16 protein-coding genes are annotated in these 15,471 nt (G+C 55.4%); 15 read left to right on the forward strand and 1 reads right to left on the reverse strand.

Going from position 1 to position 15,471, the window contains the following annotated elements; translation table 11 throughout:
* The first annotated feature begins 147 nt into the window (after nucleotides 1-147).
* From UR504_RS05580 to rihA, 9 genes are all read left to right on the forward strand, one after another.
* Complete coding sequence (locus UR504_RS05580; RefSeq protein WP_008501053.1) at nucleotides 148-1,194, forward strand: PhoH family protein; 1,047 nt, start codon at nucleotides 148-150, stop codon at nucleotides 1,192-1,194.
* Nucleotides 1,191-1,658 (forward strand): rRNA maturation RNase YbeY, encoded by a 468-nt coding sequence (gene ybeY / locus UR504_RS05585; RefSeq protein ID WP_302234486.1) that lies wholly within the window; start codon nucleotides 1,191-1,193, stop codon nucleotides 1,656-1,658. Before UR504_RS05580 ends, ybeY begins: the two co-directional genes overlap by 4 nt.
* A gap of 89 nt (nucleotides 1,659-1,747) precedes the next feature.
* The gene (corC, locus tag UR504_RS05590; protein WP_021242574.1) at nucleotides 1,748-2,626 is read left to right on the forward strand and encodes a CNNM family magnesium/cobalt transport protein CorC; all 879 of its coding nucleotides are present in this window, start codon (nucleotides 1,748-1,750) and stop codon (nucleotides 2,624-2,626) included.
* Between the two features lie 5 nt (nucleotides 2,627-2,631).
* Complete coding sequence (gene lnt / locus UR504_RS05595) at nucleotides 2,632-4,170, forward strand: apolipoprotein N-acyltransferase (RefSeq protein WP_302234484.1); 1,539 nt, start codon at nucleotides 2,632-2,634, stop codon at nucleotides 4,168-4,170.
* Between the two features lie 353 nt (nucleotides 4,171-4,523).
* The gene (locus UR504_RS05600; protein WP_023334902.1) at nucleotides 4,524-5,429 is read left to right on the forward strand and encodes an amino acid ABC transporter substrate-binding protein; all 906 of its coding nucleotides are present in this window, start codon (nucleotides 4,524-4,526) and stop codon (nucleotides 5,427-5,429) included.
* Nucleotides 5,430-5,584: 155 nt separating this feature from the next.
* Nucleotides 5,585-6,325 (forward strand): glutamate/aspartate ABC transporter permease GltJ, encoded by a 741-nt coding sequence (gene gltJ / locus UR504_RS05605; RefSeq protein WP_008501048.1) that lies wholly within the window; start codon nucleotides 5,585-5,587, stop codon nucleotides 6,323-6,325.
* Nucleotides 6,325-6,999, forward strand: a complete 675-nt coding sequence (gltK, locus tag UR504_RS05610) for a glutamate/aspartate ABC transporter permease GltK (protein ID WP_111964391.1) — start codon at nucleotides 6,325-6,327, stop codon at nucleotides 6,997-6,999. The genes gltJ and gltK overlap by 1 nt, the downstream gene beginning before the upstream one ends.
* Complete coding sequence (locus tag UR504_RS05615) at nucleotides 6,999-7,724, forward strand: amino acid ABC transporter ATP-binding protein (protein ID WP_014883001.1); 726 nt, start codon at nucleotides 6,999-7,001, stop codon at nucleotides 7,722-7,724. The genes gltK and UR504_RS05615 overlap by 1 nt, the downstream gene beginning before the upstream one ends.
* 120 nt (nucleotides 7,725-7,844) lie before the next feature.
* Nucleotides 7,845-8,783: a pyrimidine-specific ribonucleoside hydrolase RihA gene (gene rihA / locus UR504_RS05620; RefSeq protein ID WP_127730037.1), complete on the forward strand. Its 939-nt coding sequence runs from the start codon at nucleotides 7,845-7,847 to the stop codon at nucleotides 8,781-8,783.
* Between the two features lie 63 nt (nucleotides 8,784-8,846).
* On the opposite strand, the gene UR504_RS05625 is transcribed toward rihA, so the two are convergent.
* Nucleotides 8,847-9,329 carry a zinc ribbon-containing protein gene (locus UR504_RS05625; protein ID WP_111964474.1) on the reverse strand — a complete coding sequence of 161 codons (483 nt, stop codon included), beginning with the start codon at nucleotides 9,327-9,329 and terminating at the stop codon, nucleotides 8,847-8,849.
* A 214-nt stretch (nucleotides 9,330-9,543) separates the two neighbouring features.
* On the opposite strand from UR504_RS05625, the gene leuS reads away from it, so the two are divergent.
* From leuS to rlmH, 6 genes are all read left to right on the forward strand, one after another.
* On the forward strand, nucleotides 9,544-12,126 hold the full coding sequence (gene leuS / locus UR504_RS05630; RefSeq protein ID WP_146749031.1) for a leucine--tRNA ligase: 2,583 nt from the start codon (nucleotides 9,544-9,546) through the stop codon (nucleotides 12,124-12,126).
* A 14-nt stretch (nucleotides 12,127-12,140) separates the two neighbouring features.
* The gene (lptE, locus tag UR504_RS05635) at nucleotides 12,141-12,710 is read left to right on the forward strand and encodes an LPS assembly lipoprotein LptE (protein WP_274242319.1); all 570 of its coding nucleotides are present in this window, start codon (nucleotides 12,141-12,143) and stop codon (nucleotides 12,708-12,710) included.
* Entirely contained in the window at nucleotides 12,710-13,741 is a 1,032-nt protein-coding gene (holA, locus tag UR504_RS05640) for a DNA polymerase III subunit delta (RefSeq protein ID WP_115874492.1), read from the forward strand. Before lptE ends, holA begins: the two co-directional genes overlap by 1 nt.
* On the forward strand, nucleotides 13,734-14,399 hold the full coding sequence (gene nadD / locus UR504_RS05645; protein WP_136195347.1) for a nicotinate-nucleotide adenylyltransferase: 666 nt from the start codon (nucleotides 13,734-13,736) through the stop codon (nucleotides 14,397-14,399). The genes holA and nadD overlap by 8 nt, the downstream gene beginning before the upstream one ends.
* Before the next feature lie 269 nt (nucleotides 14,400-14,668).
* Complete coding sequence (rsfS, locus tag UR504_RS05650; protein ID WP_023334893.1) at nucleotides 14,669-14,986, forward strand: ribosome silencing factor; 318 nt, start codon at nucleotides 14,669-14,671, stop codon at nucleotides 14,984-14,986.
* 3 nt (nucleotides 14,987-14,989) lie between these two features.
* Entirely contained in the window at nucleotides 14,990-15,457 is a 468-nt protein-coding gene (gene rlmH / locus UR504_RS05655) for a 23S rRNA (pseudouridine(1915)-N(3))-methyltransferase RlmH (RefSeq protein ID WP_274242318.1), read from the forward strand.
* Nucleotides 15,458-15,471: the final 14 nt, after the last annotated feature.

Raw genomic sequence — 15,471 nt, forward strand, 5'->3', positions numbered from 1 at the left:
TTCCGGCAGGCCTTGTATTTCCTCTCATCGTCCCCAATATCTTCCGCAACGCTTGCGCCTTTATTCTGTGGCGTGAATAATTTCGGTAATGACCGTTTTATTGCGCCGTGTGGCAGCGGGTCAGTTAACCAATTAAAGAGGAACAGTTTGAACATAGATACGCGTGAAATTAGCCTTGAGCCAGCAGACAACGCTCGCCTGCTGAGCCTGTGCGGGCCGTTTGATGACAACATCAAACAACTGGAGCGACGTCTCGGTATCGAAATCAATCGTCGCGATAATCATTTCAAACTTACCGGGCGCCCTATCTGCGTCAACGCCGCTGCGGACATTCTGCGTAGCCTGTATGTGGATACATCCCCCATGCGCGGCGAAATTCAGGATATCGAACCGGAACAAATTCACCTCGCCATTAAAGAGGCGCGCGTGCTTGAGCAAAGCGCGGAAAGCGTGCCGGACTACGGTAAGGCAATCAATATCAAGACGAAACGTGGCGTCATTAAGCCGCGTACGCCAAACCAGGCACAGTACATCGCCAATATCCTCGACCACGACATCACCTTCGGGGTGGGGCCGGCGGGCACGGGTAAAACCTATCTGGCCGTTGCCGCGGCGGTCGATGCGCTGGAACGCCAGGAGATCCGTCGAATTCTGCTGACCCGTCCGGCCGTTGAAGCGGGCGAAAAGCTGGGCTTCCTGCCGGGCGATCTGAGCCAGAAGGTCGACCCGTATCTGCGTCCTTTATACGATGCGCTGTTCGAAATGCTGGGCTTTGAGAAGGTCGAGAAGCTCATTGAGCGTAACGTTATCGAAGTTGCCCCGCTCGCCTACATGCGCGGCCGTACGCTGAACGATGCGTTCATCATTCTCGATGAGAGCCAGAACACCACCATCGAACAGATGAAGATGTTCCTGACGCGTATCGGCTTTAACTCAAAAGCGGTCATCACCGGCGACGTCACCCAGATCGACCTGCCGCGCAGCACCAAATCCGGCCTGCGCCACGCCATCGAGGTGCTGGCCGAGGTCGACGAAATCAGCTTTAACTTCTTCCACAGTGAAGACGTGGTACGCCACCCGGTGGTCGCGCGTATCGTAAACGCCTATGAAGCCTGGGAAGAGGCGGATCAGAAGCGTAAGGCCGAACTGGCCGCAGAACGTAAGCGCGAAGCGCAGGAGCAAGAACAGAAATGAGTCAGGTGATCCTCGATTTACAGCTGGCCTGTGAAGACAATTCCGGCATGCCAGATGAGGCACAGTTTCAGAAATGGCTGGATGCCGTTATTCCTCAGTTTCAGGAAGAATCAGAAGTTACGATTCGCCTGGTGGATGAAGCGGAAAGCCATGAGCTTAACCTGACCTATCGCGGGAAAGATAAGCCGACCAACGTGCTCTCTTTCCCGTTCGAAGCGCCGCCGGGCATCGAGATGCCGCTGCTGGGCGATCTGATCATCTGCCGTCAGGTGGTTGAACAGGAAGCGAAAGAGCAGCAAAAGCCGCTTGAGGCCCACTGGGCGCATATGGTGGTACACGGCAGTCTGCATCTGCTCGGCTACGATCACATTGAAGATGACGAAGCGGAAGAGATGGAGTCCCTCGAGACAGAGATAATGCTTGCTCTGGGCTATGAGGATCCGTACATTGCCGAGAAAGTATAGTCCGTCACCTGACTGACTCCCCTGCCGCCACGAAAGGATATCGCGTGGCGGTAAACGTTGAACTAACAAGAGAACCCTTAACAAACGCCATGAGCGACGACAATTCACACAGTAGCGACACGACAACCAGTAAAAAGGGATTTTTCTCCCTCATTCTGAACCAGCTTTTCCACGGCGAACCCAAAAACCGTGATGAACTGCTGGAGCTGATTCGTGATTCCGGGCAGAACGACCTTATCGATGAAGATACGCGCGAAATGCTCGAAGGGGTTATGGACATCGCCGACCAGCGCGTTCGCGATATCATGATCCCCCGCTCGCAGATGATAACCCTGAAACGTAACCAGACCCTGGACGAGTGCCTCGATGTGATCATCGAATCCGCCCACTCGCGTTTCCCGGTCATCAGCGAAGACAAAGATCACATCGAAGGGATTTTGATGGCGAAAGATCTGCTGCCGTTTATGCGCAGCGATGCCGAAGCCTTCAGCATGGAAAAAGTGTTACGCCAGGCCGTGGTTGTGCCGGAAAGTAAACGTGTGGATCGGATGCTGAAAGAGTTTCGCTCTCAGCGTTACCACATGGCGATTGTTATTGATGAATTTGGTGGCGTTTCCGGTCTGGTCACGATCGAGGATATTCTTGAGCTGATCGTGGGCGAAATCGAAGACGAGTACGACGAAGAAGAGGATATCGACTTCCGTCAGCTCAGCCGCCACACCTGGACCGTGCGCGCGCTGGCCTCCATTGAGGACTTCAACGACGCCTTCGGGACCCACTTCAGCGATGAAGAGGTCGATACCATTGGCGGGCTGGTGATGCAGGCCTTTGGTCATCTCCCGGCGCGCGGTGAGACCGTTGACATCGACGGTTACCAGTTCAAAGTGGCAATGGCCGACAGCCGACGTATTATACAGGTTCACGTCAGAACGCCGGACGACTCACCGGTGCCAAAACTGGAAGATTAATGTAAATGGCATTTGCCCCATTGCTTGAACGCCAGCGCGTCCGTTTGCTGCTGGCGCTGTTACTCGGAGCCAGCGGTACGCTGGCTTTTTCTCCTTACGATATCTGGCCCGCGGCCATACTCTCCCTGATGGGGCTTCAGGGTCTGACCCTGAACCGTCGTCCGGTACAGGCTGCCGCTATCGGCTACTTCTGGGGACTGGGGCTGTTTGGCTCAGGTATTAACTGGGTCTACGTCAGCATCGCCCAGTTTGGCGGTATGCCTGGCCCGGTAAACGTCTTCCTGGTGGTACTGCTCGCCGCGTATCTCTCGCTTTATACCGGCCTGTTCGCCGGCATCCTTTCTCGCCTGTGGCCCAAAACCACTTGGCTGCGCGTCGCCATTGCCGCACCGGTGGTCTGGCAAATCACGGAGTTCCTGCGCGGCTGGGTGCTGACCGGCTTCCCGTGGCTGCAGTTCGGCTACAGTCAGATTGACGGCCCGCTCAAGGGCCTGGCGCCGGTCATGGGCGTTGAGGCCATTAACTTCCTGCTGATGGTGGTCAGCGGCCTGCTGGTCCTGGCGCTGGTCACGCGCGGCTGGAAGCCGCTGGTTGTGGCGCTGGTGCTGTTCGCCCTGCCCTTCCCGCTGCGCTATATCCAGTGGTTCACGCCTGAGCCCGATCGCGCTATGCAGGTTTCCATGGTTCAGGGGAACATCCCGCAGTCCATGAAGTGGGACGAGAAAGAGCTGCTGAACACGCTGAAGATCTACGCCAACGCCACCGAAGAGGTGATGGGTAAATCGCAGCTGATTATCTGGCCGGAGTCTGCCATTCCCGATCTGGAGATCAACCAGCAGCCGTTCCTCAACATGATGAACGACCTGCTGCTCTCGCGTGGCAGCACGCTAATCACCGGGATTGTCGATGCGCGTCTGAATCAGCAAAACCGCTACGACACCTACAACACCATCATTACGCTCGGAAAAGACAGCGAATACAGCTACCACTCCACTGACCGGTACAACAAGAACCATCTGGTGCCGTTCGGTGAATTTGTCCCGCTGGAGTCGATTCTGCGCCCGCTGGCCCCGTTCTTCGACCTGCCGATGTCCTCCTTCAGCCGCGGCCCGTACGTACAGCCTCAGCTGCACGCGCACGGCGCAGCCCTGACGGCGGCTATCTGCTACGAAATCATCCTCGGCGAGCAGGTGCGCGATAACTTCCGCCCTGATACAGACTATCTGCTGACCATCTCCAACGATGCCTGGTTTGGTAAGTCTATCGGCCCGTGGCAGCACTTCCAGATGGCACGTATGCGCTCTCTGGAGCTGGCGCGTCCGCTGCTGCGCAGCACCAACAACGGCATCACCGCTGTGATTGGTCCGCAGGGTGAAATCCAGGCGATGATCCCGCAGTTTACCCGAGAGGTGCTGACCACGAATGTCACGCCAACCACAGGCCTGACGCCATATGCGCGCACCGGCAACTGGCCGCTGTGGATCCTGACCGCGCTATTCGGCTTTGGCGCGGTGCTGATGAGCCTGCGCCAGCGTCGTAAATAACCTTCCCTTCTGTTGCCGGGTGGCGGCTACGCCTTACCCGGCAATCCCTTCCAAATCTTAAAACTGGCACGCCTATTGCTTTGTTTATTCAGGTAAACGCAGTTTGGCTTAACGTGCAACTTTGTCGCACCAGCGTAGATCACCTTTAGCACCATAACGGTGCAACGGGAGATATTTGCCTCTGAATGGTGCGGCGCGCTTCGCAAAAATAAACAATAACGCAGCAAAATCTTTACATTAAGCCAGACTAAATGTTAACAAGCTTGCATAACACTGCACTCGCATTGCGCGAGATATAACAACATCACAATGGGTATCAATGCGTCACTGGCGCTGATAAAAAGGAGTTGGGTATGCAATTACGTAAACTGGCCACAGCAATGCTGGTTATGGGAATGTCTGCAGGCGTGGTTCACGCTGAAGATGCGCCTGCAGCAGGCAGTACTCTCGACAAGATTGCCAAAAACGGCGTTATCGTGGTCGGCCACCGTGAATCTTCTGTCCCGTTCTCTTACTACGACAACACGCAAAAAGTCGTGGGCTATTCACAGGATTACTCCAACGCCATCGTTGAAGCCGTGAAGAAAAAGCTGAACAAACCTGACCTGCAGGTGAAGCTGATCCCAATCACTTCACAGAACCGTATTCCACTGCTGCAAAACGGCACCTTTGACTTCGAGTGTGGCTCCACCACTAACAACCTGGAGCGTCAGAAACAGGCTGCTTTCTCTGACACCATCTTTGTCGTGGGTACCCGCCTGCTGACGAAGAAAGGCGGTGAGATCAAAGACTTCGCTGACCTGAAAGGTAAAGCGGTTGTCGTGACCTCCGGTACCACGTCAGAAGTGCTGCTCCACAAGCTGAACGACGAGAAGAAAATGGACATGCGCATCATCAGCGCGAAAGACCATGGCGACTCCTTCCGTACCCTGGAAAGCGGTCGCGCCGTCGCGTTTATGATGGATGACGCCCTGCTGGCGGGCGAGCGTGCGAAAGCGAAAAAACCAGACAACTGGGATATCGTCGGTACCGCGCAGTCGAAAGAAGCCTACGGCTGTATGCTGCGTAAAGACGATCCGCAGTTTAAAAAGCTGATCGATGACACCATCGCTCAGGTGCAGACCTCCGGCGAAGCGGAAAAATGGTTCGACAAATGGTTCAAGAACCCGATTCCACCGAAAAACCTGAACATGAATTTTGAATTGTCTGAGGACATGAAAGCACTGTTCAAATCTCCAAATGACAAGGCTCTTAACTAATTAGAACAACAGGGGCGGGATCTCCTGCCCTCTCGATTGTCGGGAAGCATGGACAGACTATACGTTGAGTGGTCGTTCCCCACTCAGCGCGAAAAATAAGCTTCTCACCAATCTTCGAGGGTAGCGCTGCTACCCTTTTTTTTCTGGAGTTTATTATGTCAATCGACTGGAACTGGGGCATATTCCTGCAACAAGCCCCGTTCGGCAACACCACCTATCTTGGCTGGCTGTGGAGCGGCTTTCAGGTCACCGTGGCATTATCGATAACGGCGTGGATTATCGCGTTTCTTGTCGGTTCTTTGTTCGGTATTCTGCGCACCGTCCCTAACCGCTTTCTTTCAACACTTGGCACCCTGTATGTGGAACTGTTCCGTAACGTTCCGCTGATCGTGCAATTCTTTACCTGGTATCTGGTTATCCCGGAACTACTGCCGGAAAATATTGGGATGTGGTTCAAGTCGGAACTGGATCCGAACGTGCAGTTTTTTGTCTCCTCCATGATGTGTCTGGGGCTGTTTACCGCTGCGCGCGTTTGCGAGCAGGTGCGTGCCGCCATTCAGTCATTGCCGCGCGGACAAAAAAATGCGGGCCTGGCGATGGGCCTGACGCTGCCCCAAACCTACCGCTACGTGCTGCTGCCAAACGCCTACCGCGTTATCGTTCCACCGATGACCTCAGAGATGATGAACCTGGTGAAAAACTCGGCCATCGCCTCGACTATCGGCCTGGTCGATATGGCCGCGCAGGCGGGCAAACTGCTGGATTACTCCGCTCACGCGTGGGAATCCTTCACCGCGATCACGCTCGCGTATGTTCTGATTAACGCTTTCATCATGCTGGTGATGAACCTGGTTGAACGCAAAATTCGCCTGCCGGGCAACATGGGGGGCAAATAATGTACGAATTTGACTGGAGTTCTGTCGTTCCATCCATGCCTTACCTGCTTGATGGACTGATGATTACCTTAAAAATCACCGTCATTGCCATCATCGTCGGTATCGTCTGGGGCACCCTGCTGGCCGTCATGCGCCTGTCGAGCTTTAAGCCGCTCGCATGGTTTGCAACCGCCTACGTTAACGTGTTCCGTTCCATCCCGCTGGTGATGGTGCTGTTGTGGTTTTACCTGATTGTGCCCGGCTTCCTGCAAAACGTGCTGGGGCTGTCGCCGAAAACCGATATCCGTCTGATCTCCGCCATGGTGGCGTTCTCAATGTTTGAGGCCGCTTACTACTCTGAGATTATCCGAGCGGGCATTCAGAGTATCTCCCGTGGGCAATCCAGCGCCGCGCTGGCCCTGGGGATGACGCACTGGCAGTCCATGCAGCTCATTATTCTGCCGCAGGCGTTTCGCGCCATGGTTCCGCTCCTGCTTACCCAGGGTATCGTGTTGTTCCAGGATACCTCGCTGGTCTACGTTCTGAGTCTGGCAGACTTTTTCCGTACCGCGTCAACCATCGGCGAACGTGATGGTACGCAGGTTGAGATGGTGCTCTTTGCGGGTGCGGTCTATTTTGTGATTAGTTTAAGCGCGTCGCTGTTGGTCAGCTGGCTGAAGAAAAGGACGGTATAATGATTTCCCTGAAAAATGTTTCTAAATGGTATGGGCACTTTCAGGTGCTGACCGACTGCTCCACCGAGGTAAAAAAAGGCGACGTGGTAGTGGTGTGCGGACCGTCCGGTTCCGGTAAATCGACGCTGATCAAAACTGTTAACGGACTGGAGCCGGTCCAGCAGGGTGAGATCGTCGTCAACGGCACCAAAGTCAACGACAAGAAAACCAACCTCGCCCAGCTTCGCTCTCACGTTGGCATGGTGTTCCAGCATTTTGAGCTGTTCCCACACCTCTCCATTATTGAGAACCTGACGCTGGCGCAGGTAAAAGTGCTTAAGCGTGATAAAAAAGCGTCGCGCGAGAAAGGTCTGAAGCTCCTGGAACGCGTTGGGCTCTCGGCGCATGCCGATAAGTTCCCGGCGCAGCTCTCCGGCGGCCAACAGCAGCGTGTGGCGATCGCCCGCGCGCTGTGCATGGATCCGGTGGCGATGCTGTTTGATGAGCCCACGTCGGCGCTCGATCCAGAGATGATCAACGAAGTGCTGGACGTGATGGTCGAGCTGGCGCACGAAGGGATGACCATGATGGTTGTGACCCACGAAATGGGCTTCGCCCGTAAGGTGGCCAACCGCGTGATCTTTATGGACGAAGGGAAAATTGTCGAAGATTCTCCGAAAGAGGAGTTCTTCGCCAACCCGAAATCTGAACGTGCAAAAGATTTCCTCGCCAAAATCCTGCATTAATCTTCCCGGTGCGCAATCTGCGGATTGCGCACTGCTTCACGCTTTAACTCTCTTTATCTATTCGGCGTCACATTGCAGCGTTAACCTTGTCACAAAATAACGCTATGAATGGAGAACGCTATGGCACAACCCATCATTTTCGATTGCGATCCGGGTCATGATGACGCGATCGCGCTCGTTCTTGCATTTGCCTCCCCTGAACTCGACGTCAAAGCCGTCACCTCTTCCGCCGGAAACCAGACGCCGGATAAAACCCTGCGTAACGTTTTGCGCATGCTGACGCTGCTTGGGCGCACCGATATTCCCGTCGCCGGTGGCGCCCTCAAGCCCCTGATGCGTGAATTAATTATCGCGGATAACGTGCATGGTGAAAGCGGGCTGGACGGTCCGGCACTGCCGGAGCCGGGCTTTACGCCGCAAAACTGTACCGCCGTGGAGCTGATGGCGAAGGTGCTGCGCGAGAGCGCGGAGCCCGTCACGCTGGTGGCAACGGGACCGCAAACCAACGTCGCGCTGCTGCTGAACTGCCATCCTGAACTGCACGGTAAAATCGCCCGTATCGTCATCATGGGCGGAGCCATGGGGCTGGGAAACTGGACGCCGTCCGCAGAATTCAACATTTTTGTCGACCCGGAAGCGGCGGAGATTGTGTTCCAGTCAGGCTTGCCAGTTGTGATGGCAGGGCTGGACGTGACCCATCGCGCACAGATTATGGCAGACGACATTGAGCGCTTCCGTGCCGTGGGTAATCCGGTCGCGACAACCGTGGCTGAGCTGCTCGACTTCTTTATGGAGTATCACAAAGCCGAGAAGTGGGGCTTCCACGGCGCGCCGCTGCACGATCCGTGCACCATTGCCTGGCTGTTAAAACCGGAGATGTTTACTACGGTTCACAGATGGGTTGGCGTCGAAACGCAGGGGAAATACACCCAGGGCATGACGGTGGTGGACTACTACTCGCTGACGGGAAATAAGCCGAATACTACGGTGATGGTGGATATTGACCGGGAGGCGTTTGTGGATTTGCTGGCGGAGAGGCTGGCTTACTATAGTGCGTAGTGCGGCCTGATGCCCTCACCCCGGCCCTCTCCCACAGGGAGAGGGCGCAAACCTGCGCTTTACCTAGGGCTCAAACGGCCGACGCTGGAACTGATCGTGGCCGCATTTCGGACACAGCGGCAACACGTCCGGCGTATAGACCGCAATATGGTGGTGGCAATTCTCGCACACCAGATTTCCCAGCCCGACCACCTCACCGCTGTGGTACACACCGTGGTGGTTCAAATCCTGAAAGACCTCGCGCCACTCCAGCTGCGTTTTATCCGTGATGTCGGCCAGCTCTTGCCACAGGCTCTCTTTGATCACCCGCATGAAAACGCTGTCCGTGACCTCCTCCTGGCTCTCCTGGTAGCTGCGCGCGAACTCCTCCAGATCGCGACGCACGGCACGCGTCACCTCTTCCACTTCGGTTCGCGTTAACTCACCCGTTTGCGACACGCGGGCACGCGCCTGCTCCACCAGCGCATCGATATCGCGCTCGCCGTTACGCAGCCGCTCCGTCAGTGTCGCCACCAGTTCGCGGTAAAATTGAGCAACCTTGTTCATCATTTTGCCTCCCGGGTAAGTAACTATTTCTAATAATAGACCTTATTTCACCGCCGCTTTGTCAGGTGAAGCACAGACCCGGTAAATTCCTGCAAAGCGCATTTGTGCGAAAGGCTGTTTTGACGCGGGCGTTTGGGCTATGCTATGCGGATCTGAATTACCACATCCATTGGCTACATTTGTAGCTGTATTGAAAACAGGACCACTGGCTGCCATGCAAGAGCAATACCGCCCGGAAGAGATAGAATCAAAAGTCCAGCAACACTGGGACGAGAAGCGCACCTTTGAAGTAACCGAAGACGAGAGCAAAGAGAAGTATTACTGCCTGTCGATGCTTCCCTATCCTTCTGGTCGACTACACATGGGCCACGTGCGTAACTACACCATCGGCGATGTGATTGCGCGTTACCAGCGCATGCTCGGCAAAAACGTGCTCCAGCCTATCGGCTGGGATGCGTTCGGTCTTCCTGCGGAAGGCGCAGCGGTCAAAAACAACACCGCACCGGCACCGTGGACGTACGACAACATCGCGTACATGAAAAACCAGCTCAAAATGCTGGGCTTTGGCTATGACTGGAGCCGCGAGCTGGCAACCTGTACCCCAGAATACTATCGCTGGGAGCAGAAGTTCTTCACCGAGCTGTACAAAAAAGGGCTGGTGTATAAGAAGACCTCTGCCGTTAACTGGTGCCCGAACGACCAGACCGTTCTCGCGAACGAACAGGTTATTGATGGCTGCTGCTGGCGCTGTGACACCAAAGTAGAGCGTAAAGAGATCCCGCAGTGGTTTATCAAAATCACCGCTTATGCTGATGAGCTGCTGAACGATCTGGATAACCTGGACCACTGGCCAGATACCGTTAAGACCATGCAGCGCAACTGGATCGGCCGTTCCGAAGGCGTGGAAATCACCTTCAACGTTGAGAACTACGACCAGACCCTGACCGTCTACACCACCCGTCCGGACACCTTCATGGGCGCGACTTACCTGGCCGTGGCCGCAGGTCACCCGCTGGCGCAGAAAGCAGCGGAAAACAATCCGGAACTGGCCACCTTCATCGACGAGTGCCGCAACACCAAAGTGGCCGAAGCCGATATGGCGACGATGGAGAAAAAAGGCGTTGATACCGGCTTTAAAGCCATTCACCCGCTGACTGGCGAAGCGATCCCTGTCTGGGCCGCCAACTTCGTACTGATGGAATACGGCACGGGCGCCGTGATGGCCGTTCCGGGTCACGATCAGCGCGACTACGAATTTGCCACCAAATATGGCCTGACCATCAAGCCTGTTATCCTGGCGGCTGACGGTTCAGAACCAGACCTGTCTGAACAAGCGCTGACCGAAAAAGGTACCTTGTTCAACTCCGGCGAGTTCAGCGGTCTGAGCTTCGAAGAGGGCTTCAACGCCATCGCCGATAAGCTGGCCTCTCTGGGCGTGGGTGAGCGTAAGGTTAACTTCCGTCTGCGCGACTGGGGCGTATCCCGTCAGCGTTACTGGGGTGCACCGATCCCAATGGTGACGCTGGAAGATGGCACCGTGATGCCAACGCCGGAAGATCAGCTCCCGGTTATCCTGCCGGAAGACGTCGTCATGGACGGCATCACCAGCCCGATCAAAGCCGATCCTGAGTGGGCAAAAACCACCGTCAACGGTCAGCCTGCGCTGCGCGAAACCGACACCTTTGACACCTTTATGGAGTCATCCTGGTACTATGCGCGCTACACCTGCCCGCAGTATCAGGAAGGCATGCTGGATTCCAAAGCGGCAAACTACTGGCTGCCGGTAGATATCTACATCGGCGGCATTGAACACGCCATCATGCACCTGCTTTACTTCCGCTTCTTCCACAAGCTGATGCGCGATGCGGGCATGGTGAACTCTGACGAACCGGCCAAACAGCTGCTGTGTCAGGGCATGGTGCTGGCAGATGCATTCTATTACGTCGGCGCCAACGGCGAGCGTAACTGGGTTTCTCCGGTTGATGCCATTGTCGAGCGCGACGAGAAAGGCCGTATCGTGAAGGCGAAAGACGCCGAAGGCCATGAACTGGTTTATACCGGCATGAGCAAGATGTCCAAGTCGAAAAACAACGGTATCGACCCACAGGTGATGGTTGAGCGTTACGGTGCTGACACCGTTCGTCTGTTCATGATGTTTGCCTCTCCGGCTGATATGACTCTGGAGTGGCAGGAATCTGGCGTTGAAGGCGCTAACCGTTTCCTGAAACGCGTCTGGAAACTGGTTTATGAACATACTGCTCTGGGTGATGCCCCGGCGCTGAACGCCGCCGCACTGACTGAAGATCAGCAGGCGCTGCGTCGCGATGTTCATAAAACGATTGCGAAAGTGACCGATGATATTGGTCGTCGTCAGACCTTCAATACCGCAATTGCGGCTATTATGGAACTGATGAACAAGCTGGCGAAGGCCCCGCAGGACGGTGAGCAGGATCGCGCCTTAATGCGTGAAGCACTGCTGGCCGTCGTTCGCATGCTGAACCCGTTCACGCCGCACGTTAGCTTTACCCTGTGGCAGGAGCTGAAAGGCGAAGGCGATATCGACAACGCGCCGTGGCCGCAGGCTGACGAAGCCGCGATGGTGGAAAACACCACGCTGGTAGTGGTTCAGGTGAACGGTAAAGTCCGCGGTAAAATTACCGTGGCGGTCGATGCAACCGAAGAACAGGTTCGCGAGCGCGCGGGTCAGGAACCTCTGGTCGCAAAATATCTTGAGGGCGTTACCGTACGTAAAGTGATCTACGTACCGGGTAAACTGCTCAATCTGGTCGTTGGCTAAGCGCGGGAGGAAACGTGCGACAACTGGCAACAATACTCTTATCACTGGCGGTGCTTGTCACCGCTGGCTGCGGATGGCACCTGCGCAATACCACGGCGGTGCCTGCTGAGATGAAAACGATGATTTTCGACTCATCAGATCCGAATGGCCCACTCAGCCGGGCAATTCGTAATCAGCTACGTCTGAACGGCGTTGAGCTTGTTGAAAAACAAACGCTGCGCCAGGATGTACCGTCCCTACGTCTGCTAGGAGGTGGTCTGGCGCGAGATACAGCCTCTATCTTCCAGGATGGGCGTACCGCAGAGTATCAGATGGTGCTGACGGTCAACGCGGCAGTCCTGATCCCGGGTAAAGACATCTACCCAATCAGCGCTAAAGTGTACCGTTCGTTCTTCGATAACCCGCAGACGGCGCTGGCAAAAGATGCCGAACAGCAGATTATCATCAACGAAATGTACGACAAGGCGGCGGAACAGCTGATCCGTAAACTGCCAAGTATTGCAGCGTCTACCAAACAAGGCTCTGACATTGTTGAAAAACCGTTTGCCGGCACGCTTCCTGCTGCTAACTCTCTGGGTAAATGATGATCAGGCTATATCCTGAACAACTCCGCGCGCAGCTCAAAGAAGGGCTGCGCGCGGCGTATCTGCTTCTTGGAAACGATCCGTTATTACTTCAGGAAAGCCTTGATGCCGTGCGGCATGAGGCCGCTTCTCAGGGCTTTGATGAACACCACACCGTCCAGCTGGATAACAGCACCGACTGGAATGCCCTCTTCTCACTCTGTCAGGCGATGAGCCTTTTTGCGTCGCGCCAGACTATTCAGATCCTGCTGCCGGAGAACGGCCCTAACGCGGCCATCAATGAACAGCTGGCCACGCTGGTCAGCCTGCTTCACAGCGATCTGCTGCTGATTGTGCGCGGTAACAAGCTCACCAAAGCGCAGGAAAACGCGGCGTGGTTCACACAACTCGCAGCCCACGCAGTGCAGGTCACCTGTCAGACGCCTGAACAGGCGCATCTGCCAAAATGGGTCGCAGCGAGAGCGAAGCAGAACAACCTTGAGCTGGATGATGCGGCGAACCAACTGCTCTGCTACTGCTATGAAGGCAATCTGCTTGCACTGGCACAGGCGCTGGACAGACTCTCCCTGCTCTGGCCGGATGGCAAGCTGACCTTGCCGCGCGTCGAGCAGGCCGTTAACGACGCGGCACACTTCACGCCGTTCCACTGGGTGGACGCGCTGCTGTCGGCGAAAAGCAAACGCGCCCTGCATATTCTGCAACAGCTGCGTCTCGAAGGGAGCGAACCCGTTATTCTGCTGCGTACGCTGCAGCGCGAATTACTGCTGCTGATTACGCTCAAGCGTCAGTCTGCCCATACGCCGCTGCGTTCGCTGTTTGATAAACACCGCGTGTGGCAAAATCGCCGGGCTTTGACCACCGAGGCCGTCAACCGCCTGAGTCATGAACAGCTTCGTCAGGCTGTACAGCTTCTGATGCGCGCAGAGCTCACGTTAAAACAAGATTACGGCCAGTCGGTGTGGGCGGAGCTGGAAAGCCTTTCTCTGCTGCTCTGCCACAAGGCGCTGGCAGACGTTTTTATTGATGGATAGCATGCATTCTTTACAGGCCTTATATGGCGGCACCTTCGACCCGGTACATTACGGGCATCTGAAGCCGGTTGAAATTCTGGCGAATCTGATCGGCCTTCAGCGCGTCACCATTATGCCCAACAATGTCCCGCCCCATCGTCCACAGCCCGAGGCGACCAGCGAGCAGCGAAAAGAGATGCTTGCCCTTGCCATTGCGGATAAACCCCTCTTCCGACTTGACGAGCGTGAGCTGCGTCGCGACACACCCTCCTGGACATCTCAGACGCTTCAGGAGTGGCGCGCCGAACAAGGGCCTGACCAGCCGCTGGCGTTTATCATCGGCCAGGATTCCCTGCTGAATTTCCCCACATGGCATCAGTATGAAACTATTCTGGACAACAGCCACCTGCTGGTCTGCCGCCGTCCGGGCTATCCGCTGACCATGCGCGAAGCGCAGTACCAGCAGTGGCTGGAAGACCATCTCACCGATAATGTTGAAGATCTTCATAATCAGCCTGCCGGGAAGATCTATCTTGCGGAAACGCCGTGGTTCGATATCTCTGCGACCCTCATTCGTGAGCGTTTACAGCAGGGTTTAGCGTGTGACGATCTGCTCCCCGCACCGGTGTTAGCCTATATCCATGCGCACGGTTTGTATCAGAAAAGCGCAGATGAATAGCCGGAGGGCATAAAAAGGGGCTTATTGTTTATCCTGCCTTGACAGGGTAAGCCATACTGTTATTCTCCGCTGCCAGACTTTCCCGCCGATAATTGCTTTACAGAAATTGTTTTACAAAAATGGCGATGCAATCTCAGGCGGAGGGTGGGATGATACCCGCCTTCTGAAGCCCGACCGGAGACATTTGTCCCGACACAGGCGTGAGTTCAGGTATACTGTCTGGCTACGAATTCAAAGTTTTACAATCTCATTCACCCCAGGGGGAAAACTTGCAGGGTAAAGCACTCCAGGATTTTGTTATTGACAAAATTGATGACCTGAAAGGTCAGGACATCATCGCTATCGACGTTAAGGGTAAATCCAGTATCACCGACTGCATGATCATCTGCACCGGTACATCGACGCGTCATGTTGTTTCGATTGCCGATCACGTGGTCCAGGAATCGCGTGCAGCAGGGCTGTTGCCGCTGGGCGTTGAAGGTGAAGCGACGGCTGACTGGGTGGTAGTCGACCTCGGCGATGTGATTGTCCACGTCATGCAGGACGAGAGTCGTCGCCTGTATGAGCTGGAAAAACTCTGGGGTTAATGCGTGAAGTTGCAGCTGGTCGCCGTCGGCACCAAAATGCCGGACTGGGTACAAACCGGTTTTACTGAATATCTGCGTCGTTTTCCAAAAGACATGCCGTTCGAGCTGGTGGAAATTCCCGCCGGTAAGCGCGGCAAGAACGCTGATATCAAACGTATTCTCGATAAAGAGGGCGAACTGATGCTGGCTGCCGCAGTCAAGAACCGCATCGTCACCCTCGATATTCCAGGTAAACCCTGGGATACGCCGCAGCTGGCGCAAGAACTGGAGCGCTGGAAGCAGGATGGCCGTGACGTCAGTCTGTTGATTGGCGGGCCAGAAGGGTTATCCCCTGCCTGCAAAGCGGCGGCTGAACAAAGTTGGTCCCTCTCCGCGCTGACGCTTCCCCATCCGCTCGTTCGGGTACTGGTGGCTGAAAGCCTGTATCGCGCGTGGAGCATTACTACCAACCACCCCTATCACCGCGAGTAATGACTGACCAGGGT

The organism is Enterobacter sp. 241F3, from assembly GCF_034106785.1.
In the GTDB taxonomy this organism is placed as follows: domain Bacteria; phylum Pseudomonadota; class Gammaproteobacteria; order Enterobacterales; family Enterobacteriaceae; genus Enterobacter; species Enterobacter vonholyi.

Excerpts from the sequence above, each read along its gene's own strand:
- holA (WP_115874492.1), top strand. The coding sequence starts at position 12,710 with ATGATCAGGCTATATCCTGAACAACTCCGCGCGCAGCTCAAAGAAGGG.
- lnt (WP_302234484.1), top strand. The coding sequence starts at position 2,632 with ATGGCATTTGCCCCATTGCTTGAACGCCAGCGCGTCCGTTTGCTGCTG.
- ybeY (WP_302234486.1), top strand. The coding sequence starts at position 1,191 with ATGAGTCAGGTGATCCTCGATTTACAGCTGGCCTGTGAAGACAATTCC.
- corC (WP_021242574.1), top strand. The coding sequence starts at position 1,748 with ATGAGCGACGACAATTCACACAGTAGCGACACGACAACCAGTAAAAAG.
- leuS (WP_146749031.1), top strand. The coding sequence starts at position 9,544 with ATGCAAGAGCAATACCGCCCGGAAGAGATAGAATCAAAAGTCCAGCAA.
- UR504_RS05600 (WP_023334902.1), top strand. The coding sequence starts at position 4,524 with ATGCAATTACGTAAACTGGCCACAGCAATGCTGGTTATGGGAATGTCT.
- UR504_RS05615 (WP_014883001.1), top strand. The coding sequence starts at position 6,999 with ATGATTTCCCTGAAAAATGTTTCTAAATGGTATGGGCACTTTCAGGTG.
- nadD (WP_136195347.1), top strand. The coding sequence starts at position 13,734 with ATGGATAGCATGCATTCTTTACAGGCCTTATATGGCGGCACCTTCGAC.
- gltJ (WP_008501048.1), top strand. The coding sequence starts at position 5,585 with ATGTCAATCGACTGGAACTGGGGCATATTCCTGCAACAAGCCCCGTTC.
- gltK (WP_111964391.1), top strand. The coding sequence starts at position 6,325 with ATGTACGAATTTGACTGGAGTTCTGTCGTTCCATCCATGCCTTACCTG.
- UR504_RS05625 (WP_111964474.1), bottom strand. The coding sequence starts at position 9,329 with ATGAACAAGGTTGCTCAATTTTACCGCGAACTGGTGGCGACACTGACG.
- rihA (WP_127730037.1), top strand. The coding sequence starts at position 7,845 with ATGGCACAACCCATCATTTTCGATTGCGATCCGGGTCATGATGACGCG.